Annotated in this window: 22 protein-coding genes and 1 riboswitch; of the genes, 13 read left to right on the top strand and 9 right to left on the bottom strand. The window is 54.6% G+C overall.

The window, feature by feature from the left end:
- Positions 1 to 62 precede the first annotated feature (62 nt).
- The 6 genes from pqqB to R5H23_RS10545 all read left to right on the top strand — a co-directional run bounded on the left by pqqB (position 63) and on the right by R5H23_RS10545 (position 5,891).
- Positions 63 to 977, top strand: coding sequence for a pyrroloquinoline quinone biosynthesis protein PqqB (gene pqqB / locus R5H23_RS10570; protein WP_317215391.1), 915 nt, complete (start codon positions 63 to 65; stop codon positions 975 to 977).
- Positions 974 to 1,693, top strand: coding sequence for a pyrroloquinoline-quinone synthase PqqC (gene pqqC / locus R5H23_RS10565; RefSeq protein WP_211508081.1), 720 nt, complete (start codon positions 974 to 976; stop codon positions 1,691 to 1,693). The genes pqqB and pqqC overlap by 4 nt, the downstream gene beginning before the upstream one ends.
- Positions 1,690 to 1,965, top strand: coding sequence for a pyrroloquinoline quinone biosynthesis peptide chaperone PqqD (gene pqqD / locus R5H23_RS10560; protein WP_099211350.1), 276 nt, complete (start codon positions 1,690 to 1,692; stop codon positions 1,963 to 1,965). The genes pqqC and pqqD overlap by 4 nt, the downstream gene beginning before the upstream one ends.
- Complete coding sequence (gene pqqE / locus R5H23_RS10555; RefSeq protein WP_317215389.1) at positions 1,962 to 3,029, top strand: pyrroloquinoline quinone biosynthesis protein PqqE; 1,068 nt, start codon at positions 1,962 to 1,964, stop codon at positions 3,027 to 3,029. The genes pqqD and pqqE overlap by 4 nt, the downstream gene beginning before the upstream one ends.
- Positions 3,030 to 3,049: 20 nt before the next feature.
- Positions 3,050 to 4,186, top strand: coding sequence for an aminotransferase class I/II-fold pyridoxal phosphate-dependent enzyme (locus R5H23_RS10550; protein ID WP_317215388.1), 1,137 nt, complete (start codon positions 3,050 to 3,052; stop codon positions 4,184 to 4,186).
- A 142-nt stretch (positions 4,187 to 4,328) separates the two neighbouring features.
- Complete coding sequence (locus R5H23_RS10545) at positions 4,329 to 5,891, top strand: glycosyltransferase family 92 protein (RefSeq protein ID WP_317215387.1); 1,563 nt, start codon at positions 4,329 to 4,331, stop codon at positions 5,889 to 5,891.
- A 110-nt stretch (positions 5,892 to 6,001) separates the two neighbouring features.
- On the opposite strand, the gene R5H23_RS10540 is transcribed toward R5H23_RS10545, so the two are convergent.
- The 3 genes from R5H23_RS10540 to R5H23_RS10530 all read right to left on the bottom strand — a co-directional run bounded on the left by R5H23_RS10540 (position 6,002) and on the right by R5H23_RS10530 (position 9,608).
- Complete coding sequence (locus R5H23_RS10540; protein WP_317215386.1) at positions 6,002 to 7,939, bottom strand: peptidase M61; 1,938 nt, start codon at positions 7,937 to 7,939, stop codon at positions 6,002 to 6,004.
- A 103-nt stretch (positions 7,940 to 8,042) separates the two neighbouring features.
- Positions 8,043 to 8,648 (bottom strand): histidine phosphatase family protein, encoded by a 606-nt coding sequence (locus R5H23_RS10535; RefSeq protein WP_317215385.1) that lies wholly within the window; start codon positions 8,646 to 8,648, stop codon positions 8,043 to 8,045.
- Positions 8,649 to 8,675: 27 nt separating this feature from the next.
- Complete coding sequence (locus tag R5H23_RS10530; protein ID WP_211500568.1) at positions 8,676 to 9,608, bottom strand: ribose-phosphate pyrophosphokinase; 933 nt, start codon at positions 9,606 to 9,608, stop codon at positions 8,676 to 8,678.
- Between the two features lie 197 nt (positions 9,609 to 9,805).
- On the opposite strand from R5H23_RS10530, the gene R5H23_RS10525 reads away from it, so the two are divergent.
- The 6 genes from R5H23_RS10525 (at position 9,806) to ribH (ending at position 15,002) form a co-directional block, all read left to right on the top strand.
- Positions 9,806 to 10,822: a glycosyltransferase family 61 protein gene (locus R5H23_RS10525; protein WP_317215384.1), complete on the top strand. Its 1,017-nt coding sequence runs from the start codon at positions 9,806 to 9,808 to the stop codon at positions 10,820 to 10,822.
- 141 nt (positions 10,823 to 10,963) lie between these two features.
- Positions 10,964 to 11,155 carry an entericidin A/B family lipoprotein gene (locus R5H23_RS10520; protein WP_046900458.1) on the top strand — a complete coding sequence of 64 codons (192 nt, stop codon included), beginning with the start codon at positions 10,964 to 10,966 and terminating at the stop codon, positions 11,153 to 11,155.
- Positions 11,156 to 11,339: 184 nt separating this feature from the next.
- Positions 11,340 to 11,501: riboswitch (FMN riboswitch) on the top strand.
- Positions 11,502 to 11,621: 120 nt separating this feature from the next.
- The gene (gene ribD / locus R5H23_RS10515; protein ID WP_408874350.1) at positions 11,622 to 12,656 is read left to right on the top strand and encodes a bifunctional diaminohydroxyphosphoribosylaminopyrimidine deaminase/5-amino-6-(5-phosphoribosylamino)uracil reductase RibD; all 1,035 of its coding nucleotides are present in this window, start codon (positions 11,622 to 11,624) and stop codon (positions 12,654 to 12,656) included.
- On the top strand, positions 12,638 to 13,276 hold the full coding sequence (locus tag R5H23_RS10510; protein WP_064275216.1) for a riboflavin synthase: 639 nt from the start codon (positions 12,638 to 12,640) through the stop codon (positions 13,274 to 13,276). The genes ribD and R5H23_RS10510 overlap by 19 nt, the downstream gene beginning before the upstream one ends.
- A complete protein-coding gene (gene ribB / locus R5H23_RS10505) occupies positions 13,273 to 14,526 on the top strand; it encodes a 3,4-dihydroxy-2-butanone-4-phosphate synthase (protein WP_317215382.1) in 1,254 nt (417 codons plus the stop codon). Before R5H23_RS10510 ends, ribB begins: the two co-directional genes overlap by 4 nt.
- Positions 14,523 to 15,002, top strand: a complete 480-nt coding sequence (gene ribH / locus R5H23_RS10500) for a 6,7-dimethyl-8-ribityllumazine synthase (RefSeq protein ID WP_086633270.1) — start codon at positions 14,523 to 14,525, stop codon at positions 15,000 to 15,002. Before ribB ends, ribH begins: the two co-directional genes overlap by 4 nt.
- A gap of 60 nt (positions 15,003 to 15,062) precedes the next feature.
- Here the strand turns inward: ribH and R5H23_RS10495 are convergent, their stop codons facing one another.
- The 6 genes from R5H23_RS10495 to R5H23_RS10470 all read right to left on the bottom strand — a co-directional run bounded on the left by R5H23_RS10495 (position 15,063) and on the right by R5H23_RS10470 (position 26,087).
- On the bottom strand, positions 15,063 to 16,574 hold the full coding sequence (locus tag R5H23_RS10495; protein ID WP_211508089.1) for a glycosyltransferase family 2 protein: 1,512 nt from the start codon (positions 16,572 to 16,574) through the stop codon (positions 15,063 to 15,065).
- Between the two features lie 228 nt (positions 16,575 to 16,802).
- Positions 16,803 to 18,821: a hypothetical protein gene (locus tag R5H23_RS10490; RefSeq protein WP_317215380.1), complete on the bottom strand. Its 2,019-nt coding sequence runs from the start codon at positions 18,819 to 18,821 to the stop codon at positions 16,803 to 16,805.
- Positions 18,822 to 19,250: 429 nt separating this feature from the next.
- Positions 19,251 to 20,762, bottom strand: coding sequence for an efflux transporter outer membrane subunit (locus R5H23_RS10485; protein ID WP_317215379.1), 1,512 nt, complete (start codon positions 20,760 to 20,762; stop codon positions 19,251 to 19,253).
- Entirely contained in the window at positions 20,759 to 23,869 is a 3,111-nt protein-coding gene (locus R5H23_RS10480; protein WP_211495650.1) for an efflux RND transporter permease subunit, read from the bottom strand. Before R5H23_RS10480 ends, R5H23_RS10485 begins: the two co-directional genes overlap by 4 nt.
- Positions 23,870 to 23,887: 18 nt before the next feature.
- Positions 23,888 to 25,024: an efflux RND transporter periplasmic adaptor subunit gene (locus R5H23_RS10475; protein WP_317215378.1), complete on the bottom strand. Its 1,137-nt coding sequence runs from the start codon at positions 25,022 to 25,024 to the stop codon at positions 23,888 to 23,890.
- Positions 25,025 to 25,301: 277 nt separating this feature from the next.
- Positions 25,302 to 26,087, bottom strand: a complete 786-nt coding sequence (locus R5H23_RS10470) for an OmpW family protein (RefSeq protein WP_086633264.1) — start codon at positions 26,085 to 26,087, stop codon at positions 25,302 to 25,304.
- Between the two features lie 270 nt (positions 26,088 to 26,357).
- Between R5H23_RS10470 and R5H23_RS10465 the strand changes: the two genes are divergently transcribed.
- The gene (locus tag R5H23_RS10465; protein WP_235271778.1) at positions 26,358 to 26,960 is read left to right on the top strand and encodes a Crp/Fnr family transcriptional regulator; all 603 of its coding nucleotides are present in this window, start codon (positions 26,358 to 26,360) and stop codon (positions 26,958 to 26,960) included.
- Positions 26,961 to 26,980 lie beyond the last annotated feature (20 nt).

Below are 26,980 nucleotides of genomic sequence, written 5' to 3'. Positions count from 1 at the left end.
GCGGCCGCCTCCCACAGGGGCGGCCGTTTTCTGTTCATGCTTCCCAAACGGTTTTCTGAAAAATGATTGATGTCATCGTGCTCGGCTCCGCGGCCGGCGGTGGTTTCCCCCAATGGAACTCCGCAGCGCCGGGTTGTGTAGCCGCCCGCACGCGACAGGGCGCACGCCCTCGCACTCAGGCCTCCATTGCTGTGAGTGCTGATGGAGAACACTGGTTTGTTCTCAACGCTTCCCCTGATCTCCGGCAGCAGATTATCGAGACTCCGGCCCTTCACCATCAGGGTAGTCTGCGCGGGACGCCGATCCAGAGCGTCATTCTCACCTGTGGTGAAATCGACGCCATTACGGGTCTGCTGACCCTGCGGGAACGTGAGCCTTTCACGCTCATGGGGAGTGACTCCACACTGGAGCAACTGGCGGCCAATCCGATCTTCGGTGCGCTCGATCCTGCAATTGTCCCGCGCGTTCCTCTGACGCTTGATGTGCCTATAGCTTTGAAGCTGAAGGATGGCAGCCTGTCAGGCCTAACGCTCACAGCCTTTGCCGTGCCGGGTAAGGCTCCGCTTTATGCAGAAGCCGAAGGTTCCCGACCTGATGAAACTTTGGGTGTTTCGATCACAGATGGGACTCAGACGGTTCTGTTCATCCCCGGCTGCGCCTACATCACACCAGAAATCATCGAACGTGCCGCTCAAGCGGATATGCTGTTTTTTGACGGTACTTTGTGGCGCGATGATGAAATGATCCGAGCGGGGCTGAGCCCCAAGACAGGTCAGCGTATGGGGCACGTCTCTGTCCGGGATAGTGGTGGCCCGGTGGAGTGCTTCGCGTCCTGCTCAAAACCGCGTAAAGTCTTGATTCACATCAACAACTCGAACCCGGTTCTGATGGAAGACAGTCCGGAACGCAAAGACGTCGAGAACGCGGGGTGGACCGTGTCCGAAGACGGCATGACTTTCAGACTGGAAACACCATGACACTCCTGACCCCTGACCAGCTCGAAGCTCGCCTCCGCCAGATTGGTGCTGAGCGCTATCACAACCGTCACCCGTTCCACCGCAAGCTGCATGATGGTCTGCTGACGAAGCAGCAGGTGCAGGCCTGGGCCCTGAACCGCTACTATTATCAGGCTAAGATCCCGGCCAAGGACGCCACGCTCCTCGCTCGCCTCCCGACCGCCGAGCTGCGCCGCGAATGGCGTCGCCGCATCGAGGATCATGATGGTACGGAGCCGGGAACAGGCGGTGTCGCCCGGTGGCTCGTACTCACGGATGGCCTGGGTCTAGATCGGGACTATGTGGAGAGCACGGACGGCCTGATTCCCGCTACACGCTTTGCCGTGGATGCGTATGTGAATTTCGTGCGTGATCAGTCCATTCTGGCAGCTATCGCATCCTCCCTGACCGAGCTGTTCTCCCCGACGATCATCAGCGAACGTGTCTCAGGGATGCTGCGGCACTACGACTTCATTTCTGAAGAAACGCTGGCCTATTTTACACCTCGTCTGACGCAGGCTCCTCGGGATTCCGATTTCGCGCTGGCCTATGTCCGGGAAAATGCCCGTACACCGGAACAACAGCGCGAAGTTCTGGGTGCTCTGGAGTTCAAGTGCTCCGTACTGTGGTCCATGCTGGATGCGTTGGATTACGCGTATGTGGAAGGGCACATCCCGCCGGGCGCTTTCGTCCCATGAGTGTGACGGAAGAGACCGTCCTGTCCTTCGCGCGTGGTCATCGGTTGCAACATGACCGTGTTCGGGATGTCTGGCTTGTCCAGGCTCCCGAAAAGGCTTTCATTATCGAAGGCGCCGCCCCACATATCCTGGGTCTTGTGGACGGGGAGCTGCCTGTTGGCTCTATTGTAGAGAAGCTGACGGAACAGTTCTCCGCCCCGCGCGAAGTCATCTCCACGGATGTTCTCGCGCTTCTTTCTGATCTGACGGAAAAGGGCGTTCTGCGCGCATGACCTTGCCCCAGCCACCGATGAGCCTTCTGGCTGAACTGACCCATCGTTGTCCGCTTGCCTGCCCATACTGCTCCAATCCGCTGGATCTGGAGCGTAAGGCGGCAGAGCTGGATACGGCTGGATGGAGACGGGTGCTTGAACAGGCGGCAGAGATGGGCGTCCTGCAGGTTCACTTCTCGGGCGGTGAGCCAATGGCCCGGCCAGATCTGGTGGAACTGGTGACGCTGGCACGAAAGCTGAACCTTTATACAAATCTCATTACGTCCGGCGTCCTGCTGGATGAAGCCAAACTTGATGCGCTGGATAAGGCCGGGCTGGATCATATCCAGCTTTCTTTCCAGGATGTGACGGAAGAGGGCGCCGAACGCATTGGCGGCCTGAAAGGCGCGCAGCCTCGCAAGCTTAAAGCCGCCCAGCTGATTCAGACGTCCGGGATTCCCATGACATTGAACTTTGTTGTCCACCGGGAAAATGTCGCGCGGATTCCGCAAATGTTTGAGTTGGCACGTCAGCTTGGGGCTGGCCGCGTCGAAATTGCTCATACCCAGTATTATGGCTGGGGCCTCAAAAACCGCGATGCGTTGCTTCCCAGCAGAGAACAGCTCGAAGAGTCCACGCGTGCTGTAGAAGCCGAGCGTGAGAAGGGAGGTCTGGCCATTGATTACGTCACGCCAGATTATCATGCAGACCGTCCCAAGCCCTGCATGGGCGGCTGGGGGCAGCGGTTCGTGAACATCTCCCCGTCTGGTCGCGTTCTTCCCTGCCATGCTGCGGAAATCATCCCGAATGTAACCTTCCCGAACGTCCGGGATGAATCACTGGCCGAGATCTGGAACAATTCCCACCTGTTCAACATGTTCCGTGGGACGGAGTGGATGCCGGAAGCCTGCAGGGCCTGTGACCGCAAGGAGATCGATTGGGGAGGCTGTCGTTGTCAGGCGCTGGCTCTGACAGGGAATGCCGCCAACATGGACCCGGTTTGCAGCCGCTCGCCATTTCATGACATCGTCGAGAAGGCGGTGGAGCAGGCAGAAACGCCTGAACTGGTTTACCGCCGCTTCTGAAGTTTTGTACCGAGTTTCCCATGCCCGTTCCGGACATTGACCAGTTTCACGCCATCTCCATTAGTGCGCTTGCTCACAAGCTTGCGGCGGAGGGGCGCAGCATCATTCATATGGAATTTGGTCAGCCCTCCACTGGTGCGCCAAAGGAAGCCATTGAACGGGCACAGCATATTCTGGCGACAGATCCCATGGGATACTGGGAAAGCCAGCCGCTCAAGGAGCGTATTGCCCGGCATTACCAGGAGGCCTACGGCGTCGCCGTTCAGCCAGAGCAGGTAATCCTGACCTGCGGCGCCTCCCCGGCGCTTGTCCTGGCTTTGACGAGTTGTTTTGTGCCTGGGCAGCGTATTGCGCTCGCGCGACCGGGTTATGTTGCTTACCGCAATACGCTCCGCACACTACATATGGTGCCGGTGGAAATGCCTTGCGGAGAAGCTGAACGCTTCCAGTTGACGGCAAAAGCTGTGGCCGAACTGGAGCCTGCCCCAGACGGTCTTATTATCGCCAGTCCAGCCAATCCAACGGGAACAATTCTGCCAGACAGTGAATTGCAGGCTATCATTGATGTCTGCAAGGCCCGTGGGATCCGGATTGTATCAGACGAGATTTATCATGGTCTGAGCTACGGGGAGCCCGCCCATAGTGTTCTGGAACATGACCCACATGCGCTTGTGGTCAACAGCTTTTCAAAATACTTCAGTATGGCTCCGTGGCGGCTGGGGTGGCTGATTGTGCCATCCGACAAGATAGATGCTGCCCGGGCGCGCATGGGAAATCTTTTCCTCACACCATCGGCGCTGAGTCAGCATGCAGGACTGGTTGCTTTTGACTGTCGGCAGGAGCTCGATGGCCATATTGAGACCTATCGGCGAAACCGCGATCTGCTTCTTGAAGCTCTGCCCGCGCTCGGCCTGACGCATATCGCACCACCGGACGGTGCATTTTATATTTATGCGGATATTGGGCATCTCACAGAAGATAGCCTGTCGTTCTGTCGTAAGCTTCTTCTGGAAACGGGGGTCACGACGGCGCCCGGTGTAGACTTCGACCCTGTTCATGGGAACCGTTTCATACGTTTCAGTTTTGCGCTCTCAACTGATTTGATTGAAGAGGCAATTCGCAGGTTGAAAACCTGGTTTAACGTACAGAACGCTTAAGGTAGGTGCTCGATCTGGTACTAATTGAGCATTTATTAATAATTAATTTTGCAGGTCTTGAAAATACTTAAGTCTGGGTTAAAATTGGCGAGACAGTAAGAAACCCTTCATGCTGTCGTCTGTCTAAGTGGGAGTATGAGACATGAAGGTTGCAGTATGTCTGGTTGTAAAAAATGAACAAACAGAAATTATTTATTGGGCAGCGTGGTATAAGGCGTTAGGTTTCGATACTCTAATTATTTATGACGATTTCTCTGATGATGCAACGGAAGAAGTAATTCTTTCCATGCAGGGCGGAATTGATATTCGTTATATGAGAAACGCCGTTAACCGCGACATTCATAATGTGCGTCAGGTTCGTGCTTATAATGATGCCGTCATTCGATATGGTCATGAGTTTGACTGGATTGCGCTTTTCGATGCAGACGAATATCTCGATCTGTATGGGAAAAATATAAAATCTTATCTGTCAGAACAAGGCGATGCATCGCTCGTTGCGTTTAATTGGTGCTGTGTTGGAACAAACGGATATGTTAGCCGTCCAGAAGGCGTTCCATTTATGAATTACACCCGAACGGGCAGTAATGAGCTTTTCTGGAACCGGCATACCAAAGTTATATTCCGTCCTGATCGGTTGTCGAGGTCGGTTTATCAGGTCCATAATGTCGATGTTCACGGCTCCAGTGTAGACAGTGAAGGTCTGCCTGTTGAGTGGGAATCTCCGAGCGGTGGTTTCACCCGGAATATTCCGACATGGAAGGGCGCACGTCTTATTCACTACCAATCCAGGTCTCTGGAACATTATATTAACCGGGATCGCCATCTGGAAGACGTCCGCAGAGATGTGAACGACCCGCTTCATACTGTCGTGAATAATCCAGAATATAATGCTATCGAGAGCACTATATCTGCCGATTACATTCGTGATTTCTATAAGTGGATGGATCATATTGTCTCGCAGCAGACACATACGATTGCACGCGTTTTACGCTCTACCTCATCCTGTTTTATAACTCAGCTTGAGAGCATCCTTGCACCCCCCAATGTTCCTGTGTTCCAGCCTGCCTATAAGGCAGAAGCTCACGAAATCGCGCATAACTGGATTTCATTTCATACAACTCCAGGAAAAATACTGAGCGAACATTTCGATGGTCGAAGCTCTTTTGTCGCCTTTCATATTGAAAATCACTTTGGCCACAGGCTGACATCTGTCGACGGTAAGCTGTCTACAGATTCTGAAAATGGAATTCCGTTAATTGGAATCTACTGTGAAGGAAGTGAATATGTTCACGTATTCACGTCAAGTGGAGAAGAGCTAAGGGTCAATGGGGACTCTCGCGTTACCAAAGTACTGACTTATAAGGTGTGGAATAACGAAGATGGGTCCATTTCTATTTCCCATCCAAGAACCCATAGATATTTAGGTTTTGCTCCGGACGGAACATATAATATTCGTAAAATCCGTGCGCTTGCATGGGAAAGCTTCAATTTGAAGCTCGTGGACATCGCTGAGTGCCCACAGTTTGTGCGTGATGCAGGTGTTTACCTTGGACGTATCACCAGTCTTGAAGACTTAAAGCGTTCCTGCGAAACCGCAGAGCAAGTTGATGGCTTGGTTATCAATGCTCTTACAGCGCTTGATGACGTCTCCAAGTCGGCAGTTTCTTTCTTGAGCCGCGGCATCCTTGGCGAACATATTCTCTGACCTGCCTCACAGCACCCGTCTTCAGAGCTTTCTGAGGACGGGACAACCTTTCCAGAGCCCCCTTCGCTGGGAACTCTGAAAAGGTCTTTCATGCTGTAAATCGGGGCAGCTTAAAGGGGAGCGTAGATCGCGCCCAGATAGTCAGGTGTGCCACTCACACGGTCTAGGTGCGGGTAACGCAGGCCATCATGATATGGGATGGAAATCGTGCTGATATGCTCGCCAGATTTTACCACAAGCCTGATCGGCTGCTTCGGGTCTTTCTGCGCATCCGCGATGGCATGACGCAAACGGTCCCCAGTGTAAGCCATGTCATTGACGGCCAGGATTGTCTCTCCTGACGCCAGGCCGGCCTTGTATGCCGGGCTCATCCAGTGAACACGCGCCGTCTTGGCATCACGCGTGACGCTCATTCCAAGCGAGAACGTCAGATCCACACTATGGCGAACGGCCTCCGATGCTTTGATGAATGATGTTGGTTTGTCTGTGTAGACAAGCTTGTAGCCACCGTTTGTCAGGCCATCCAGTGGAGCATGCAACCGGATGGTGTCCAGACGATCATGCAGGAATTTGGCCCAGTCATATGGCTGGATACTGTTCAGGGTCGAAGCCACTTCATCGAACTGATAGGGGCTGACAATAAAGCTCCCATTATTCGTGCCGAAAAAGGCCTTCGCGAAATCGTTCAGAGATTTCTGCCCGTTGGAAAGCTTGCGGATCAGCGTATCTGCGTCGAGCCAGACAAGCTGACCTTCCACATAGTAGTCTTCCGAACGCTGCCAGTCGCGCCATGACAGAGGGGCACGCTGAGCAATAACGGGGTCATTGGTGGTGTCTTCCAGCGGGCGCCACAGGCGGCCTGTCTGGTTTTCGTAGGTTGCTGCCATATAGGCCAGCGCCTCGAAGCCCTGATCCTTCGTCACAAGTCCTGAACGGGCTGCAAGAACATTCCCCCAATACTGGGTCTGGCCTTCATACACCCAGAGCAGGGAGCCGCGTTGTGGAACATTGAAGTTTGGAGCCCACATATCAGCCGGGCGACGATACTTGCCGTTCCAGGAATGCGTATACTCATGCGCGAGCAGATCACGCTCAGGGAACGTTTTGTCCCATTCCGTGAAATATCCTGGAGCAGCAGCATTTTCGCTGGATTGATGATGCTCCAGCCCGATCATGCCCAACTCTTCCGTCAGAGCGAGCAGGAAGTCGTAATGGTCATAATGATGGGAACCGAAAAGAGCCGTAGCCTGTTTGACGAGGTTCTTATGGGCTTCAATCTGCTGCGGCGTTGCATTCAGGGACTCTGCATCGTCTGCAACAACATTGAGTGCGACAGGGACATGATCCGGCCCGGTCAGATCAAACTTACGGAAATATCGGCCCGAATAAATCGGGGAGTCGACTAGCGTATTATAGGTCGTTGCATTGAAGTGGGTTTCATCGCCATAAGCAGCGGCGCGCAGAGCGGAGCCAATCTGCCATCCATGCGGCACCAGAACGCTTGGTTTGACCGTAATATCCCGCGTGAAATACCCAGCCGGATATAGAGAAACCTGATCCCACTGAACATTGACGATGGATGGCGTCATGACGACACGGCCCTGACCCGGCGTAACCGGAGACAGAAGCTGGAAATGGACGTCGAGCGTGGGGGTCGTAGCTGAAACGGGAATATGAAACGCAGCGATATTGACCGTGTCGCGCTTCCAGGGAATCGTCTTGCCACCTGATTGGATTTTCAGGCTGGCAAGCTGCTCAATGACGCCTGTCGGGGAATGATCGCCCGGAATCCACATGGGATACAGCAGGATCAGTTCGCCCTTCTCTACAGCCTCTTTCGGAACGGGAACCGTTTCATGGATGGACATGACGTGATGGGCCGTGTCTGTCGCATCAACAGCAACCGTCAGAGCGCCGGGAAAAGGCTTGTCCTGCGGGTCTGGGATGGCGGCAGGCAGAGGGAGCGGCTCTGGCTGAGGCTGGGCAAAGGCTGGGGCAACCAGGCTGCTGAATGCAGTCAATGCCACCAGAAAGCGCATACGCATCATAAGAAAGGTTCCGATTTGTAAATCAAAGTCCTTCCTGCCCTAATTGTCCCTGCGCCTCTGCACAAGGGGCAATAACCTTGCCCGCGTCAGATCCGCAGAAAGACTATTGAGCTATTTCCGGCAGACATGCGCGGATTGTCCATCCTGTAACCTCTGGTGTCAGATGCAGAGGAACGGCATTTGGCAAACGGACATTGACTGGCAGGCTCATTCCTGCGCGAAGGCTTCTGAACAATGCACCATGCGCGACAAAGAGAGGGGTTCCGTCAGCTTGCAGCGCTCGGTTAACAGCCCCTACAGCGCGTGCCTGGAGTGTAACGAAGCTTTCAGCACCTTCGGGCGTATAGCCGTCTTCGATCCATGGATCGTACCATTCCCCCATGGGCTGCCCTTCCTGCACTCCGAAGCAGACTTCCTTGAGCTCCGGATCGATAATCAAAGGCAGGTCAGGGCCGCCACTCTCTCGAATGGCATTGCGTGTATGTTCCGCCGTGACAAGAGCTCGAGATAAGGGAGACGCGATAATCCGATCGAAGGGATTTTCTCCCTTCCGGAACAGATCCGCGAAAATCTGGCCTGCTCGGACGGCCTGTGCGAGCCCCTTAGAATTCAGGGGGATGTCTGTTCGGCCTTGGGAGAGACCTCTGAGGTTCCAATCCGTTTCACCGTGCCGGAGATACCAGTAAGGCTTGGTCAGGATCTTCGGCATGGATGAAACCTCCAGAGATGGGAAAGCTTAGTCGAAGAGAGAGGAAACCGAGCTTTCGTCTGCAACAGCGCTCATGGCGCGAGCCAGAAGATTAGCAGTCGTAATCTGGCGAATGTTTGGCGTATCGAGCAGCGCCTGGGTAGCAGGGATGCTGTCCGTCAGGGTCAGCATGTTCAAGGGACTGTTTTTCACGCGCTCGCAGGCATTACCAGTCAGAACGCCGTGAGTGACATAAGCCTCCACGCCTTCCGCGCCGCGGCTCATGAGAGCATTGGCCGCGTTACAGAGTGATCCACCGCTGTCCACAATGTCGTCTACCAGCACACAATACCGTCCCGAGACATCGCCAATCACGTTCATGACTTCTGACACGCCGGCGCGCTCACGGCGCTTGTCGATGATGGCCAGGTCAACGTTCAGACGCTGTGCAAGCTGACGTGCGCGGACAACACCGCCAACATCAGGAGACACGATCATGAGTTCCCGGTCCGGAAGGCGCGTTTTGAGGTCCCGCACGAAGAGCGGAGCCGCGTACAGGTTGTCCGTCGGAATATCGAAGAACCCCTGGATCTGCATGGCGTGCAGATCCATCGTCAGGATACGGTTGGCGCCGGCTTCCGTCAGCAGGTTGGCAACCAGCTTCGCGCTGATCGGTGTACGCGGGCCGGATTTACGATCCTGACGGGCATATCCGAAATACGGCATGACAGCCGTTACCCGGCGGGCAGATCCACGACGCAGCGCGTCCAGCATCACCAGCAGTTCCATCAGGTGATCGTTTGTCGGCATGCAGGTGCTCTGCACCACGAAAACGTCCTCACCGCGGACGTTCTCCTGAATTTCGACAAAGACTTCGCCATCCGCGAAGCGCTTGACCACGGTTTTGCACACGGGCAGCCGTAGTTCATTCGCTACCGCACGAGCCAGCGGCAAATTACTGTTGCAGGCAACGATCTTCATGAAACGGCCTCGTCTGGTATCCGTCAGGGGGAGAATTGCGCGCTTTCTAACAGCGCACCCCCCTGCTGTCATCAGTTCTGAGCCATTCTTTGCACGGAAGTTGGGCTTGATGTGCTGACCGATGCAAGCGAAACACATTCAAGAACTGTCTGCGCGGCCTGCTGGAGGCTGCTTCAAGCTTCAGGAAAGGTCGGAATATGGCCCTGAAAGACTGTACGGGTTTTGTTGGCCGGAGACTTCTGATTCAGGACCTCCCAAGCAAGCGGGACGTCAGGAATGCTGTCTTTGTCCCGCCTGGAACGGCCCCGCAGTGGGGACTTTTCGAACCTTCGGGCCGAAGCGTTCCTGAGGCGATGCTCTATACGGGCGCGGGCTCACTCCACACACCTCTCTGCTCCCGGGACTACCCTGACCTCTCGGATTGCCCAGTCCTGAGCGACAAGTTCGATTATTTTTTCCTTGGAAACATTAATCCGTCCTACCTCTATTTTTTTGCCAACGTATTGTCCCGTCTGTGGAGTCTTCCTCCCTACGCACGCTCACGGCTGAAGCTTGTTTTCAGCAGCCCGCAGCCTCTCGCTCAACTGATGGCACAAAGCTATTTTCGGACGATCGTGACGGCGCTTGATCTGACTGAAGATCACTTCATGCAGGTTCTGTCACCTGCGCGCTTTCCACGGATCACCGTTGCAGCGGCTGTATTTGAAGAGCTGTCACTCGTTCATGATGTCTTCGCAGATCTGGCTCACAGCATCGGGCGAAAGATTTTACCCGAAGGCGCGCAGGATCACCCGGGACGCGTTCTCTTTTTCTCACAGGAGAAGCTCTCTCAGGGCAACGTGAGGGTAGAAAATGAGTCCGTTTTGACGGCGGCATTGAGAGCAAAGGGAATAGGGACTGTTTATCCCAGCCAAATGACTTTCCGGGATCAGCTCAAGCTCTGGGCCTCAAATCCCTTGGTGATTGGTTATAATGATGCCTGTCTTCATACGAGCATCTTCTTCCCTCAGCGAAGGGTTGTGACGCTGGCACATAGCCCGGATATGTGGGCGAACCAGTGTCTGGTCGATAAGGCGAACAACAATCATGCCCGCTATCTGTACGATAGTTCTGGCCTGGAGCCTGTCGGGGCTGGAAGTGGTTTCCAAATGAACTACCGTATCCCTGACCCGGAGAAACTTGCAGATGAACTGGCGGATTTCACCTTGGGCTAACCGGAACGGGACGCTGGAAAGATGCGGTCGAGCGCTGTTTCATTTTGAAACAATCGGGCCATACAAACGTCTTCTCGCGGATGAACTTTCCTCCGCGAATAGCGTTTCGATATCGAACGCTTCTTCAAGGAGTTATACCCAATGTCCATCAAGTCCGTCGCCCGTGTTGCACTTTCCCTGACGCTACTGTCTGGTGCCGCCGTTTCTCTCTCGGCCTGCAACACTGTTCGGGGTGCTGGTCAGGACGTCAGCTCCGTGGGCCACAATGTGTCTCGCGGTGCGAACGCAACGCAGGATGCCATTCAGCGTCACACGGATGCTTCCACGCACTGATTGCTGTCTCTCCTTAGAGAGAACAGTAAAAAAAGCCGTCAGAGTTCTCTCTGGCGGCTTTTTCTATGGGGCTTAAGAAAACCTACAAGATCACGAAATATGACACATAAGCAGTTTTCACGTCTCTTTGTGTTCGATTCCACTTGTAATCTGTGATTTCCCGGTCTCATATTCCTGCCTGAACAGACGTTCTCGGGGCGGGGTGAAACTCCCCACCGGCGGTATTGAAGGGATTTTGATCCCTCCTAAGCCCGCGAGCGCCTTCTTATCCATGGATAGGAAGGGTCAAGCAGATCCGGTGAGACTCCGGAGCCGACGGTCATAGTCCGGATGAGAGAGAACGCAGCACTTGCCCGATTGCTCGGGTGGGAGGAGCGTGCATCTTCGCACTTTCCTACTGTGAGCATCGGCTGAGGGCGGCGTGCGCCCTGCGAACGTCCCGAATAATGGGACCGTGACCGCAGCCTTGTTGAAACAAACCACCTTTTCCAGCGCAGCGAGCGCAAGCCAGATCCGAGCAGGATTTCGCTTGGCCCTTGACCATGCGGCCGACACGTTGGGAGCAACCTCTCCCAATCCGTCTGTCGGATGCGCACTGCTCGATGCAGAAGGTCGTGTTCTTACCATCGGCGTTCATCCGAGGGTCGGGCAGCCTCATGCGGAGGCAATGGCTCTTGCACAGGCTCGCGATGCCGGTGTCCTGGGCGATGTGCGCACCGCCATTGTGACGCTTGAGCCCTGCAATCATACGGGGCGTACACCTCCCTGCAGCGAAGCGCTGCGCAATAGTCCCGTCGAGCATGTCTGGATCGGCGTTGCTGATCCTAATCCGCAGGCTGCAGGCGGCGCAGAGCGGCTGCGGGAGATGCCGAACGGGCGCAGCGTGACATTCCTTTCGGATGTCCCGGAAATGGCTGATCTTGAGCGCGATTGCCGTGCCCTTCTGGCGCCTTTCCTGAGCCGTGTCGTTCGTCATCGTCCGTGGATCAGCGTCAAGCAGGCTCTGGATTCATATGGTACGATGATTCCGCCGATGGGACAGACGACGTTCACGTCCGAAGCCTCGCTGACGCTGGCTCATCGTCTCCGTCGCGCCACCGATGCCATCATCACGGGCATCGGTACAGTTCTGGCTGACAAGCCGCGCTTTACAGTGCGTCGGGTAGCGGATCACGCGGATCGCAGCCCACGCCTTCTTGTGGTGTGTGATCGGCAGGGGCGTCTGCCCGCAGACTGGAAAAACGGGATGGAACAGGCCGGGTTCACGGTTCTGGTCAGTCCTGACCTTCTCTCCGTACCCGCCATGCTGGCCGAGCGCGGCGTGAACTGGGCCATGGTGGAAGCCGGTCCATCCCTTCTGAAAACAGTGTCCGACGCTGGTCTATGGGACGACTGGCTGACCATCCGCAAAGACGGCGACACTGATCACATTGAACTTCAATCGCGGGACGAGAGCCCGCTACGACTGCTGAGGGAAAGCGCATGTTCTCTGGAATCATAGAGCGTCTGGGTACTGTCAAAGCCGTATCCCTCCGTGACAAGGCCATGGACCTGACCGTCGAGACGGGCTTTCCGGATCTTGAGCTAGGCGAAAGCGTCGCAGTGAATGGCGTCTGTCTGACGGTTGAGACGTTCGATGCGGCTGGCGTGGCAACATTCCACCTGAGCGGCGAAACTCTCTCCCGGACACCTCTGGAGCAGCTCAAAGCCGGGTCTCGCGTCAATCTGGAACGTGCGGTCGCAGCCAATACCCGATTGTCCGGGCATATCGTGCAGGGACATGTCGATAATGTTGCGACGTTTGCCAGTGTCGAAAAATCTGGAGATTCTTACGCCCTCCGCATTTTCGTCCCACAGGCCCTGCGTCAGTATGTCGTGGAAAAAGGCTCCATCACGTTCGATGGGATCAGCCTGACGGTTAACGAACTGCATGATGATGTTGTTCGGGGAAACCAGTCCGGATTTGAGGTTGGTCTGACAATCATCCCTCATACCTGGGACCATACGAACCTCTCGTCCCTTACAGTCGGAACACGCATGAACGTGGAGGTCGATGTACTCTCCAAGTACGTCGAAAACCTGCTGCGCTTCTCGCCTACACTTGGAAAGGTTGCGTCATGAAGCCATCCCTGAAAGCTGCCATCGAAGCCATTCGCGCAGGTGGCATGGTCGTCATGGTTGATGACGAGAACCGTGAAAATGAGGGCGATCTGGTCATGGCGGCACAGTTCGCCACACCGGAAGCCATCAATTTCATGGTGCGTGAAGCGAGGGGTCTGGTCTGCCTTCCTTTGGAAGCTGAGCAGGTGGACCGTCTTGGTCTACCCCCCATGGTCAGCCGCAACCGTGACCCGCGCGGCACGGCCTTCACGGTCTCCATTGAAGCGGCAACAGGCGTAACCACTGGCATTTCGGCCGCAGACCGTGCCCGGACAATCGTTGTTGCTGCCAGCCCTGACGCAACAGCAGCCGATGTCATCTCGCCGGGCCATATCTTTCCCCTGCGCGCGCATCCAGAGGGTGTGATTGCTCGTAACGGTCACACGGAAGGGTCGATCGATATTGCGCGCCTCGCTGGCCTCGAGCCTGCGGGCGTGATCTGCGAAATCATGGCGGACGACGGGAGCATGATGCGCCTGCCCGAATTACGCCGCTTCGCTGCAAAACATGGAATGCCAGTCGTCAGTATTGCGGACTTGCAGGAGTGGTGCCTCGAGCACGGGCGTGGCTCCGTGGATGATGCTCAACTGATCAGCACACCAGTCCCTGCTGCCGGTGAAATGGTGGCTGTATCTGCTCTTCCCAGCATTTTCGGTGGCCATGATCTGAAGATCCATGCTTTCCGGGCCGTAGACGGTGTCGAGCACGTGGCTCTCGTGAAGGGAGATCCGTCTCAGGGAACCCCGCTGGTTCGACTGCACTCAGAATGTGTCACGGGTGACGCATTGGGGTCTTTGCGGTGCGATTGCGGCGCTCAGCTTCGGGAAGCTCTTGAGCGGATCTCGGCCTCTGAATGTGGCGTGCTGGTTTATATGCGCGGTCATGAAGGCCGGGGCATTGGCCTTGCCAACAAGATCCGGGCCTATGAGCTTCAGGATGGCGGCATGGACACCGTAGAGGCAAACGAGGCTCTGGGCCTGCCGGCGGATGCCCGTGAATGGGATGCAGCCGCTGACCTGCTCCGGCATCTGGGCGTCACGTCCCTTCGCCTTCTGACGAACAATCCGGACAAGGAATCCAATCTTGTTCGCTTCGGTTTTGATGTGCAGTCCCGCGAGCGACTGGAAATTGAAGCCAACCCTTTTAACCGGGCCTATCTCGCCACCAAGCGGACGCGGATGGGCCATTTTCTCCAGGAACAGCCCGCATGAGCAAGCATATTCCCGTCGCCCCTGACCTGCGCCTTTCTCCAGCCCCCAAAATGGCGATCATCGTCAGCCGTTTTAACACTGGTATCACAGGTGGACTGAAGAACGGGGCGCTCGAATGGATGGAAGAGCGCGGCATTACGGATGTGGACGTCTATGATGCTCCTGGCGCGTTTGAGCTGCCGCTTCTTGCCCAGCGACTGGCCAAATCGGGCAAATATGAGGGCGTGATCTGCCTCGGCTGCGTCATCAAGGGAGACACTGCCCACTTCGAGTTTATCTCGCTGGGTGCCACCATCGGTATCATGCAGGCTCAGCTCGCAACGGAAGTGCCGGTCGCGTTTGGTATCCTGACAACTTACACCGAAGCACAGGCTGTTGCCCGTTCACGGGAAGACGCTGAGAACAAAGGCCGTGAAGCTGCTGCGGCCTGTGTGGAAAGCGTAGCTTTCCTTCGGAACGTGCCGGTTTCAGCCTAAAACCAGCTTTTTATATCCCGGGCCTTGGGTGAGTGATCCCTTGGCCCGGTATTTTCGATTTCAAATAAATCCCCAGAGAAGTCCGGGGACATGTCTATGAAGTTTCTCGCGATCACTGGGTGATAGAAGAGCGATCATCTTCAGGAAAAGATAGATGCTTGGAGCATCTTTTTCATTCCGAAGCCAGGTGATCAAAGAATCAAACGTCATCTTTTCAGATGTTGGTAAAGGTGCCGTCATTCTCTGCCAGCTATAAGTGACATTAAACTCGGGCCTGAGTGACGCTTCTTCCCAGTCCTTTGCCTGTCTGCGATTAGCTTCTACCTGTCCGATACCATCATGAGGAAGAATGAAGCAGAGGTATTCGCCGGAAAGAGTTGTTCTCAGCGCTGTCCCTTCAGGCTTGTCCTGTATGGTTTTCGCAATCTGATAAGTCAGTTCACTGAAAACCCTGTCGTCTCCAAAAACCTTTAGCGCACGATTGTGCTCGACATGCACACCGTCGCGCACGAAGAACGTAATCAAATCGGGCGTATCAGCGAAAACGGCACCATACACGGGTAACAAGCTACGTTCGGACATCACCGCAGGAGAAGCGTGGCAGACATCTCCCGTACTGGCATCAACACAGAGCTGTGTCTCAAAATATGCAGAGTGAATGCTGAAGACACGGGATTCCAGTATTTCACCCTCGTAATCTGAAATCGCTACTGTGGGAGGATATTGCTTTCTTAAATCCTCAATAGCCCGCGCGACCATATTTCGATTAATACTGACCTGGATCGGGCGAATTTTCGGGATAAACCGAAGAGGCTCAAAGTCCTCGACATCATTGCGATCAAAATGGTCCCAATAGCCGAGACTGTCACTGAGATCGGCATTCAGGCGGCGTTTGATGCGCTGGATGTAATGCTCCATGCTGCGGCAGATGTAATGCAGGACAAAAGCATCTTCCCAGTCAATTTCCTGCACGGCATTCGCTGAAGGAACATACTGCCCATTGGGTCTGACATAGCGTTCTGCCGGGACGTCAAACCAGTGTGGGTTATGATACGTGTCGCCCATGCATTCCGGTCTGACAAAGCTCTTGACGAGAACATTGTCGCCCAATTCCGGTGTCGAATGCTGAGTGAAGGCTTCGACTGTCATTTTACGGGGGCGAACGACCCGTCCGGAGCTCCCTTGAATACGCCAGCTTAACGCGAGCCCATCGGCATGGGGGAAGCGTTCAAGGAATTCTGGAAGGCTGTTTGCATGACGAAAGTAAACATATTCATCGCCGTCCAGAAATCCGAGCCAGGCATAATGACCTTTGGCCATTTCAGCAGCCTGCATAAAGCAGTTCCGCTGACGCCAGTAAAAATCGGGTTCTGCTACCGGGTCGGTTTGAAAAGCACGAATATTAAAAGACTTGGCCGCAGCCTGGATGATTTCCCATGTTCCGTCTGTGGAGTGATCATCAAAAATGAAAAGGGTTTTCACTCCCAGCCCGAGGTGCCAGGCAATCCATCCTGCAATGTCAGAAAATTCATTCTTGACGAATAGGGCGATAGCTACAGATGACGGCACCATGGGGAAAAGCACTCCTCAGCTTGAGAGACCCGGCGCTGCAAAAACAAGGCAACCAGATGCTGTCTGCCTGCATACCCGAGACTCTCCTCGTAGGGGAAGCCCTGTTGGGATGTCTTTATCCAGTAGAAAACAGGAGGATAAAGACACATGACCCAAGAGAATTAAGAGATTTTCTGTGTGCGAGTAAAAAAATAAATTAAACCCGCGCACAACATAAATATTTAAAAATTAAAATGAACTTAAAGCCACTCGTTTCCATGAATTGTCTGCAACACAGACATAATGGTAGTTTTCATCATCAGTAAATTCTCCGGCCTGACAGGGCGCAGAACTGGAAGCAGGTGTTTTTAACGCCTCCTTGTAGGACGTAGCTACTACGTCTTTGAGTGTTGTCGTGCCACTGCTCACAGTCAAACCATTCCCTGCTGCCAAGGAGCCCGTCGTCGACGTATTACCCCAGCTATCGACTGTGAGGCACGCCGCCCCTGAAGACGTCATATCAAACGATGCAGCATTAGATCCGCACAAAGCCAGACCATTTTTGGCCCAGCCAGGATTGAAGGCAATCGCTGCTTCAAATGTACCGTCTATGTTAAATGATGAAGATGACTGACGTGGACCAAACCAATAGGAAACATCCATACCATTCGCGGCTGCTCCCCCCGTATTAGCATTATTGGTCTCTGAGAGAGTATCAGTTTGAGACCAAAGTTTGACGCTCTCCAGGTACCCAATGTTTGCTGTTGGCTCCTGCCAGTACTCAGCAATCATTTTTTTCGTGCCAACAACAGCGGCTGAACCGATCCGGGAGCCAACTTTATAAGCGTCTCCATCAAAATCTATTCCGTCAGAGCCCAGCCACGCCCGAATGCCTTCTGGCCAGAGACCAGCGACTGAAAGACCATAGCTATCTTGGCTGACCTTATTGTCGAAGCCTGCCCCGATGGTTAGACCATGCATGGTCGCGCCGTAGTCTGGGCCATGATACCAGTTGTCGAGTTCTTCATCGCATTTGCGAGAAAGACCCAACCGTTTCATGGCTTCGCCATCTGTTCCGGATTTGATGATGACTTCACAGCTGGTGTTACGTGTGAAGTGTTTGATGTACGTCCCAAACTCAATGAAAGGATGCGTGAATTCGGCATACTGGGTTTGATCCAGCGCATCTACTCGATCTGCGGCTGACGCTGTGTTTTGAGTGCCAACCTGTGGCACGTGTCCACTATCAACGGCAGAACCACTGATGGGCTGCCATTGTCCAGTCATCGTAAACTGCGTGAATGTTCCCGTACTATCAGAATCATTTTTCCATGATTCCAGCATGCCTCCGTAGAACTGTTGGTCCTGATTGCGATGTCCCTGCACACCATCCAGCGACAGACCTGAATAAAGCGTTGGTCCGGCTACAATATTGGTCATGACATTCATGTGGTAATGCATGTAGTCAGTGTAGCTTGCGGGCAGAGCCGGTCGAATAATTGCCCCAGACGTTGTAAACGTCACACTATGAGACGTTCCATTTTCATCGGGAAAATCTGCACCAGCAATATACCAAGGTGGATTATTGGTTGCGAGCTCATATTCCGTGACGGCGTCCCAACCCCCTGCACCACAGTTAGCGCCCGTTCCCGGGGCATAGGTCATGACTGAAGAATGGACACATCCTCCATTATCGCCAACGCCATATGGAAGGGCATAGAACTTGCTGAAAACGCTATCGTACAGGCGATGTCCACCAAACATGGCCATTTGATCGGCCATATTGTTCATGGAAACACCAACAGTAATTCGTGGTCCTGCGAGATGGGATGGAGCATCGCCCTGCCAGCCATTACTCGTCAGATTTAGGGGAATACTCCCCTGATTCCCTTCAGATAAACCTGTTTGTGTCAAAATTTGTGAAGCTGTGTTGACCCCAGCCGTAACCTGAGCCTGATCATTCAGGCCAGCAATGCCTGACTGTACGTTGATTTTTGCTGTAGTCAGGACACTGGAGGGAAGTTGGTCTGCTATATTGCATGCAACAGGAGTGCCATCAGCATTTGTTCCGCAGACTTGGGCAATAACAGTTGTAGAATGCCACGCCCCGTCTTTGCCTTTATACGTGGGGACAACGGGATAGCCCTGCGAATTTATACCTGTCCCCACGGTAACAGGGGCAATAGAGCCTGTAGGTGTCTTGTAATAAAGTGGAACATCCCCGGCAAAAGAAGGGGAATATCCGATCACTCCAGAAAGAAGTGACAAAACAGCAATAAGGAAACCCGGTTTCCTTGGAAAATTTAAATCCATATTGAAACCATTTATTTTAAGGGAAATATTATACAGGAATACACTATTCCTATAATGCCTTAATTAATGCATTTTTTATTCAAAAAGTCAATTAGAAGCTGATGTCAGCGCCTCAGAGGTTCCTGTGCCCCTCGCGCGTCAAACGTTTTCCTGATCGGAAAACAGGGGGGTCTGAAAAAAAGTGGTGGAGATGCAGTAAGACGTCATGCTGCGTGACACGGCATCTCTTCTAAAATTTGTGATGGCAGGACGAGCGAGGACAAGAGGAATATGTTGGCAAAACAATCCCGTACTGGCTCTGAGTTTCGTCAAGTCAATATGACAGCGTCTCAGACTTAAAGGTCAAAGACGCTGTCATGGTGAAAGATGATTTTGGTGCAAAAATTACCAGGGCAGCAGAGACTTTCCGAGAGCTTTCTGTGCTTCAGGAGTCATCCCCAGGTCATTACGGTTCCACCAGCCGCCGCCGAGGGATTGGAACAGACCCACACTATCAGAGAACCTTGCGCCTTGGGCCTGAACATAGGCCAATCGCGCCTGAGCATGAGACTGCTGGGCTTGGAGCACCATCAGCTCACTGACATCTCCCAAGCGAAGCTGAGCCTGAGCAATCTTCAGACTCTTCCCCGTAGCAGTATAGGCACTCTCATTTGCCATCAGCGCATCAGCATCAAAGTCCAGTGCATGAAGGCTGTCTGCGACGTCCTGAATGGCACTCAGGACTGTGGCCTTATAGGTCTCGTTGGCCTGTAGCAGGTTGTCGCGTGCCTGCCGCTCGGCATGCAGCAGGGAGCCGCCCTGGAAGATTGGCTGCATGACAGTTGCAGCGATCGTCCAGTTTCCATATCCCGGCTTGAAGAAGTCGCTCATGGTCCCGACGGCCTGCCCTGGGAGGGCACTGAGCTGCACGTTGGGCAGGCGATTGGCGATCGCCACACCAATCTGCGCGCTTGCAGACTGAATCTGTGCCTGTGCCGCCCGAATATCCGGGCGTTGATTCAGAAGATCTGAGGGCAGGGAGACCGGCAATGTCTGCGGAAGCGTAAACTGTTCCAGCCTGAAGGTCGGCAGCGGAGTATTGGGTGCCACCCCAACCAGAACAGCTAACTGATCCCGGGTTTGAGCCAAATGAAGATTTAGAGAGGGAAGGGTAGCTTCAAGCTGCGCCACCGAAGCAAGCTGCGCCACCATGTCCTGCTCAGAAGCGTCTCCGAATTTTTGCCGGGCCGTAATCAGCTTGAGAGCCGATTTCTGGCTGGCAATCAGATCCTGTGTCGCTTCGATCTGCGCACGCAGCGTGGCCTCGTCAATTGTAGCGCTCACCAGATCGGAGATCAGAGTGAGCGCGGTAGCTTCAAGCTGAAATTTCTGAATTTCGGCCTGCGCGCCCGCCGCCTCAATTGCGCGCCGCGTTCCGCCCCAAAGATCCGGAACATACCCGATCGTCAGCTGAGCAGTATGAACATTATACAGCCAGCTGTTGTTGTTCGGCACCGGAGAGTAGACGCGTGAGGTCTTATTGCGTGTTGGGTTGAAAGAGGCCGAGATCGTCGGATACAGACCCGCCCCTTCAATCCGCCGTTGCTCCCATGCAGACTTCAACCCTGTCTGCATGGCTTTCATGGACTGGTTGTTGGCCAGAGCCTGCTCAACAAGCGCATTGAGCTGCGGGTTGCGGAAGACTTCCCACCACTTTCCAGGAATGTCCACGCCACTCTGGAAGTGTTGAGCCACTCCTGTCCCGCTTTGGGCATTGCCAGCCGTCCCGGCGAGCGGCGTAGCTTGATAGTTCACATCATTTGGAAGGCCCGGACGGTGAAAGTCCGGACCGACTGCGCAGGCTGATATCAGAACCGATCCCAGAAGGGCGGTCGTATTTTTAAGAACCCGCTTCATGTCGGGGCTCCATTCTCTTCAGACGGGCGCGGACGACGGGCATCCCGACGCTCCACCCACATTTCAAGCTCACTGAAATAGACGGGTAATGCAAAGAGGGTCAGCAGTGTGGCAATCCCAAGCCCGCCTACGACGACTGTTGCAAGCCCACGCTGCACGTCCGTGCCAACGCCGGTTGCCAGTGCCGCCGGGAGCATGCCGGCGCTTGCAACGGTTGCCGTCATCAGAACCGGACGGAAACGCTCACCTGCACCAATGATCGTGGCATCCCGTACAGAACGGCCTTCGGAGCGATGTCGGTTGATGCTTGAAATCATGATGATGCCGTTCTGCACCGCCACACCGAAAAGGGCGATAAAGCCCACAGCTGTAGCGATATTCAGGGTCTCTCCACGCACATGCAGCGCAATCAGGCCACCCAGCGTCGCGAGCGGAACAACGCTCAGAATAAGCAGTGCCTGGCGAATTTTACCGAACTCGATGAACAGCAGCACCAGCATCATGGCAAACATGACGGCCAGAGCAACGGCAAGACGCTTCTGTGCGCGTTCCTGCTGCTGGAATGTGCCTGCCCATTCCAAAGTGTACTTCTGCTTGTCGTAATGCACGGACTGTTCAATGCGGGCCTGCGCATCGGCAAGGTACTGTGACAGCGGGCGTTCGCCATTATCGACACGGATAGTGATCTGACGATGGCTCAGCTCATGGGCAATATTGCTTTCACCCATGCGCAGGTTTACGCGGGCCACCTGAGACAGGGGAACGTAGGCCCCCTGCGCCGTCAGGAGAGGAAACTGCGACAGGCTTTGCAGGTCCTGTGCATCCTTGCGAGGGATACGCAGTGTAGCATTGTAGAAGCGGTCATCCTCATACACCGTGGAAATTGGTGCATCACCGATCGCATAGGACACAGCATCTGAAATGTCAGAAATGTTGATGCCATAGCGGGCTGCCGCCAGACGGTCAGCCGTGACATCAATCTGCGGAATGCGTGGTTCCTGGAAGATGGAAGCTTCCGTCGTTCCTGGAACCTGATGCAGCACATCGACAATCTGCTGGCCAACGCGGCGCAGCTCTTCGAAGTCATTTCCATAAACGCGAAGCACGAGCGGGCTATGTGCACCACCCACCAGATCGCTCATGTTGTCTTCGATCGGCTGGCTGATGCCAAATTCGATGCCCGGAATTTTCAACAACCGTGCATGCAGGCGTTGAACGAACTGGGCTTTCGTCTCACCCGATGGCCACTGATCATAGGATTTCAGGCCAACCGGCATCTCGATATGGGATGGTGTCCAAGGATCAGTACCGTCGTCGGAGCGACCAAGCTGTGTGATGGCGTAGGAGGTTTCCGGAAATTCCCGAACGGCGCTTCGAAGTTCGTTGGCGATCTGCTCGCCTTTTTCCATCGAAATTCCGGTCGGCATCTGCACCTGCAACCACAGGGCGCCTTCATCGAGATCTGGAAGGAACTCTCTGCCAATGCTGATTCCCAGAAACACGACGGCCACGAGGGCACCAAGACCAGCGCCATAAGCAATCAGCGGGCGATCGATGAAATGGCCAAGCCAGTGGATATAGCGCCCATGCAGCCACTCCAGCGGGCGATTATGCCAGATATGCCGTGGCTTGCGCAGCGCCAGAAAGCTGAGAGACGGAATCAGCGCCAGAGCACACAGCAGGGCGCCCAGCAGAGCGAAACTGACAGTATAAGCCATTGGCCGGAACAGCTTCCCTTCACTTCCTTCAAAAGCAAAGAGCGGGCTGTAAGCGAGGATAATGACGAGTGTTGAGGAGAAGATGGCATGACCTGCCCGTTTCGCGACGGTCAGTACTTCCTGGGAATTCAGAGCTTCGGTCGGCCGTTCTTCTCTAACACGCAGAATCGTCTCGGTAATGACGATAGCACCATCGACAATCACACCGAAATCGACCGCACCCAGCGAGAACAAATTCGCCGACATGCCGAGGAAATGCATCAGGGTGAAGACAACTGAGAGTGCCAGTGGAATGGTAATGGCCGTGACAATGGCACTGCGGGGGCTTCCCAGAAACAGCGTCAGAATCACGCCTACGAGGAGAATACCCTCAATCATGGTCTCCGTGACCTTGTGGGTCGTGGAGAGAACCAGATTGTCGCGATCAATATAGGGAACGACGCGGATGTGCTGAGGGGCGAGCTGTGTCTGAAGCTTGGCAACCGTCTGGTGCAGGTTTTCCAGCACTACAGACGGATTCTCACCACTCAGCATGGTGACCACGCCCTCGATGGTATCGGGGTTATGGTCCTTACCCAGAATACCCTCGCGCACCTGATGGCCGAACTGGATGGTGCCCAGATCACGCACCAGAACAGGCACGCCATCGCGCTGGGCAACGACAATATTACCCATGTCCTCAAGGGAGTGGATCATGCCTACACCGCGGACGATATAGGACTGCTCGCCGCGCGTGACCCGACCACCACCTGCGTTGATATTGTTGTTCCGGATCGCGGACAGAATATCTTCCAGGCCGATGTGATAGCGGAACAGGGAGGAAGGCTTGAGAACGAGCTGATATTCCCGCGTGAAGCCGCCAAAATTATTGACGCTTACAACACCAGGGACGTGCAAAATTGCCGGAATAACCGTCCATTTCTGAACGTCCGACAGTTGCATCAGGTTCTTGTCGTCTGACTCCAGCGTATAGCGATAGATCTCGCCTGTCGGGCCGGAAATCGGCCCGAGGGAGGGCTGCGCACCATTGGACAGTGGATTGCTGGCAAGAATGGTTTCAACCTGCTGCCGGGCCCAGAACACATCCGTCCCATCGCGGAAAATCAGCGTGATGAGGGAGAGCCCAAATGTGCTGGTGGAGCGGCTGTCTGAAACACCAGGAACGCTGGCAAGCATGCGCTCCAGAGGAATCGTGACCTGCTGCTCCATTTCCTCCGCAGCCAGACCGGACTGCTGGGTCGTCACAAGAACGCTGACAGACCCAAGGTCCGGATAGGCTTCAACAGGAAGGATACGCCACGCAATGCTTCCCATGACGGCAAGCAGAACGGCAGCAAAGAAGACGATGTTCCGGCGCACGAAGCACCAGGAGATAAAACGTTCGATCATGATGGCTGGCCCGTCCGGTCAGTCGTCGTTCAGCAGGATGGCGCCGCTGGTCACAACACGCTCACCCGCTGACAAGCCGGAGAGAACAAGCACATCGTCACCTTCATCATAATTGATGGTGACTTCACGCCTACGAAAAGTGTCCGGAGCAACCTCAACGAAAACTGAAACCTGATCGTTGTTCATCAGCAGCGCGGATTTCGGTACCCGAACAACATCGTTTTCCGAAACACCCAGATTGGCCGAAGCGAACATGCCGGGACGCAGTAAGCCTTCCGTATTCGGGCAGACAACATAAACGTTGAGGCGCCGTGTATCAGGCTTCAATGCAGGGTCTCGTGTTGCAACTGGACCGGAACATGTCTGCCCGGGAAGGGCAGGGAACGTGACATCCAGCGTCGCGCCACCCGTGATGTCAGACATGCGGCTTTCCGGAACGGCAGCAGCGACCCACACAGAAGAGAGATCCAGCAGCGTCATCTGAATGGCCGTTGAGTCCGTGATGTTCTGTCCCACAGCCATGTTGGTTGCTGAGACGACACCATCTACGGGCGAGACCAGCGGCACCTGTCCCTGCGCAGCGTAATCAGAGCGTGCGCCCAGAACCTGCAGGCGCTGATGTGTTCTCAGAGCTTCCGCTTCTGCCTGAGCCAGATCATTGCGTGCAGATTCAAGATCTTTAACGGCATTTCCGCCCGCAGCCAGAACGCCGCGTGCACGGTCATAGGCACGCTTGGAGAAATCCAGTGCAGCACGCGCACGACGATCGTCAGCCCAGGCCTGATCCAGATCGCTGGCTGCAATTGTCGCCAGCACCTGCCCACGTGAAACATGCTGGCCGAGCTGAACGGCGACACTCATGATCCGGCCAGTTGCTGGCGCCAGCACATTGACCTGATGATCAGGCAGAGCAACGACCTGCGCCGGCAGGGCCACTCCAGCTGTATCATGTGACAGGGAAACCGGAGCGACCACAAGGCGTTTCTGCAAAGGGCTACCATCCCGCAAGACGAGACTACCATTCTGCCGTGCAAACATCGGTTGCTCGGGGGTAGCCGCGTGAGGCGGAGCGAAGAAATAGGTTCTCAAGAAAAGAACAAGGAAAACCAGACCCAGCAGGCCGAGAGCCAGAGCGCTGGCGCGCGCAACACGCATACTTTTTGAAAACCCCGTATCTGCCAGACGACCAATGCCGCAAATGCGGCAGAAGCATAAACCGCCCTGCTATTCCTGAACCCCGACGATTTCATGGCAATCGCTACGTGACATAATCATCGGTCAGCATCACTAGAAGCTGAAAACTCGGATTTTCTAAAGGCTTCCCGCAACATATTGCAAAAATTTTATCGTTTTGACCCAAAAATTACATAAAAAAAGCAGTTCACCCTGTGAAGGATGAACTGCTTTTTAGATCTTGAACCGCAGGAACGGATCAGAAGCGGTATTCGATACCAGCGGCAACCGTGGTCGGGTTCAGGCTGTCACGCGCGTGAATGTATGGGCCAGAAGCGCCACCACGTTCGTTGACGAATGCTGGAACGGACAGCCACATCTGCTTGGCGTCAAAGTTGAAGAACCAGTTGCCTACGAGCTGGTAATCGAAACCAACGTTGGCTGCCGGACCAACCGTGGTGCGCAGATCAAGCTTCTGAACTGCTCCGCCTGCCGGGCTGATGTTGTGGAAGAATGCCAGTGTCAGACCTACACCTGCATAAGGGTTGAAGCGCTTGTGCGGGCGGAAGTGCCAGGCCAGCGTCAGTGTCGGCGGCAGAACCCACGTGCTACCCAGATCAACCTTGCCGAGAGCCGTGTCTTCAGCGGCAAGCTCATGACGTGTGCTGGCTGCGATCAGATCCAGAGAGATATGATCCGTAAAGAAATACTCAAACGTGAATTCAGGAGCGACCTGGTTGGTTGCCTTGACGCGACCACCGATCACCTTCACGCGGGACGATGTATCCTGCGGAAGAACACCAAGAGCAGACAGACGGATCAGGAAGTCGCCCTTGCCCAGGCCGATCTTCGTGTTCGCACAGGTCTCGAACAGGCCGCAGTGCCCGGATGACGGCGGTGCAATGTTGACCTGTGGCACAGGAGCTGCCGTCATGGGAGCGGAAACGGTGGCCTGAGGAGCAACGACAGGAGCTGTCGTCTGAGCGAAGGCAGGAGATGCCACCAAGCCTAGGGCAGCGACCAGCGCAAGAGCTGAAGTCTTCATATTAAAGGGTTTCCATCAACAATAGTTGACCTCACAAAGCACTCCTCCCCATGCCTCACCTTGACCTGGATCAAGTCTGGGGAATTATGTGCTATGGGTGTGGCGGCACAGCAAATGTTACAGGCCGGGAGAGTTCCAATCATCATGACATCAACGCGTATCCCGGACGAAATCCACGATCGCTGCGCTCATTGCATTGGTCGCGAACACAGTATCTGTAATGCGATTGACGATTGTGATCTTGCTATACTTGCCAGTGAGTCTTCAAAAATGACTGTTCCGGATGGACGCTCATTTATAGAGGAGGGCGAGCCAGCCCACGATTTTTTTGTTGTGACTGGTGGCCGCGTCAAACTGTTCACGCTTCTTCCAGACGGGCGCCGTCAGATTACCGGTTTTGCTGAAGGTGGAGATTTCCTGGGGCTTGCAGCGTCCACGAGCTATGCATTTGGTGCAGAGGCGCTCGGCACTGCGGTTCTGTGTCGTTTTCCCCATGCGTCCATGCAGCGACTCACAAGTCGCTTTCCCAATCTGGAGCATCGACTGCGCCAGGAAGCGTCGCGTGAACTGACTCTAATGCAGGCACGCATGACGTTGCTGGGCCGAAAGACGGCACGCGAGCGTCTTGCCACATTCCTGATGGAGCGCGCGCGCCTGCTCTCCGCGCCAGTGCCGGAGCCTCATGCGCCGATTGAGCTCGATCTGCCCATGCCGCGGACTGATATCGCCGATTATCTCGGATTGACTATTGAAACAGTCAGCCGTGTTCTGAGTGCCTTTAAACGGGAAGGTCTCATAAGCATTCGTGGCATCACTCACATTACAATCATGCAACCTGACCGCATTGCAGCAATTGCGGAAGGTCTCGAATAAAGACTGATTTGTCGGGAAGC

Origin of the sequence: Gluconobacter sp. GP1 (assembly GCF_032913585.1) — a bacterium.
GTDB lineage: Bacteria > Pseudomonadota > Alphaproteobacteria > Acetobacterales > Acetobacteraceae > Gluconobacter > Gluconobacter cerinus.
This window is presented reverse-complemented; position numbering and strand designations above follow the sequence as displayed.

Bases quoted from the DNA above. Each gene is read 5' to 3' on its own strand.
- pqqB (WP_317215391.1), top strand. From the start codon at position 63: ATGATTGATGTCATCGTGCTCGGCTCCGCGGCCGGCGGTGGTTTCCCC.
- pqqC (WP_211508081.1), top strand. From the start codon at position 974: ATGACACTCCTGACCCCTGACCAGCTCGAAGCTCGCCTCCGCCAGATT.
- pqqD (WP_099211350.1), top strand. From the start codon at position 1,690: ATGAGTGTGACGGAAGAGACCGTCCTGTCCTTCGCGCGTGGTCATCGG.
- pqqE (WP_317215389.1), top strand. From the start codon at position 1,962: ATGACCTTGCCCCAGCCACCGATGAGCCTTCTGGCTGAACTGACCCAT.
- R5H23_RS10550 (WP_317215388.1), top strand. From the start codon at position 3,050: ATGCCCGTTCCGGACATTGACCAGTTTCACGCCATCTCCATTAGTGCG.
- R5H23_RS10545 (WP_317215387.1), top strand. From the start codon at position 4,329: ATGAAGGTTGCAGTATGTCTGGTTGTAAAAAATGAACAAACAGAAATT.
- R5H23_RS10540 (WP_317215386.1), bottom strand. From the start codon at position 7,939: ATGATGCGTATGCGCTTTCTGGTGGCATTGACTGCATTCAGCAGCCTG.
- R5H23_RS10535 (WP_317215385.1), bottom strand. From the start codon at position 8,648: ATGCCGAAGATCCTGACCAAGCCTTACTGGTATCTCCGGCACGGTGAA.
- R5H23_RS10530 (WP_211500568.1), bottom strand. From the start codon at position 9,608: ATGAAGATCGTTGCCTGCAACAGTAATTTGCCGCTGGCTCGTGCGGTA.
- R5H23_RS10525 (WP_317215384.1), top strand. From the start codon at position 9,806: ATGGCCCTGAAAGACTGTACGGGTTTTGTTGGCCGGAGACTTCTGATT.
- R5H23_RS10520 (WP_046900458.1), top strand. From the start codon at position 10,964: ATGTCCATCAAGTCCGTCGCCCGTGTTGCACTTTCCCTGACGCTACTG.
- R5H23_RS10510 (WP_064275216.1), top strand. From the start codon at position 12,638: ATGTTCTCTGGAATCATAGAGCGTCTGGGTACTGTCAAAGCCGTATCC.
- ribB (WP_317215382.1), top strand. From the start codon at position 13,273: ATGAAGCCATCCCTGAAAGCTGCCATCGAAGCCATTCGCGCAGGTGGC.
- ribH (WP_086633270.1), top strand. From the start codon at position 14,523: ATGAGCAAGCATATTCCCGTCGCCCCTGACCTGCGCCTTTCTCCAGCC.
- R5H23_RS10495 (WP_211508089.1), bottom strand. From the start codon at position 16,574: ATGGTGCCGTCATCTGTAGCTATCGCCCTATTCGTCAAGAATGAATTT.
- R5H23_RS10485 (WP_317215379.1), bottom strand. From the start codon at position 20,762: ATGAAGCGGGTTCTTAAAAATACGACCGCCCTTCTGGGATCGGTTCTG.
- R5H23_RS10480 (WP_211495650.1), bottom strand. From the start codon at position 23,869: ATGATCGAACGTTTTATCTCCTGGTGCTTCGTGCGCCGGAACATCGTC.
- R5H23_RS10475 (WP_317215378.1), bottom strand. From the start codon at position 25,024: ATGCGTGTTGCGCGCGCCAGCGCTCTGGCTCTCGGCCTGCTGGGTCTG.
- R5H23_RS10470 (WP_086633264.1), bottom strand. From the start codon at position 26,087: ATGAAGACTTCAGCTCTTGCGCTGGTCGCTGCCCTAGGCTTGGTGGCA.
- R5H23_RS10465 (WP_235271778.1), top strand. From the start codon at position 26,358: ATGACTGTTCCGGATGGACGCTCATTTATAGAGGAGGGCGAGCCAGCC.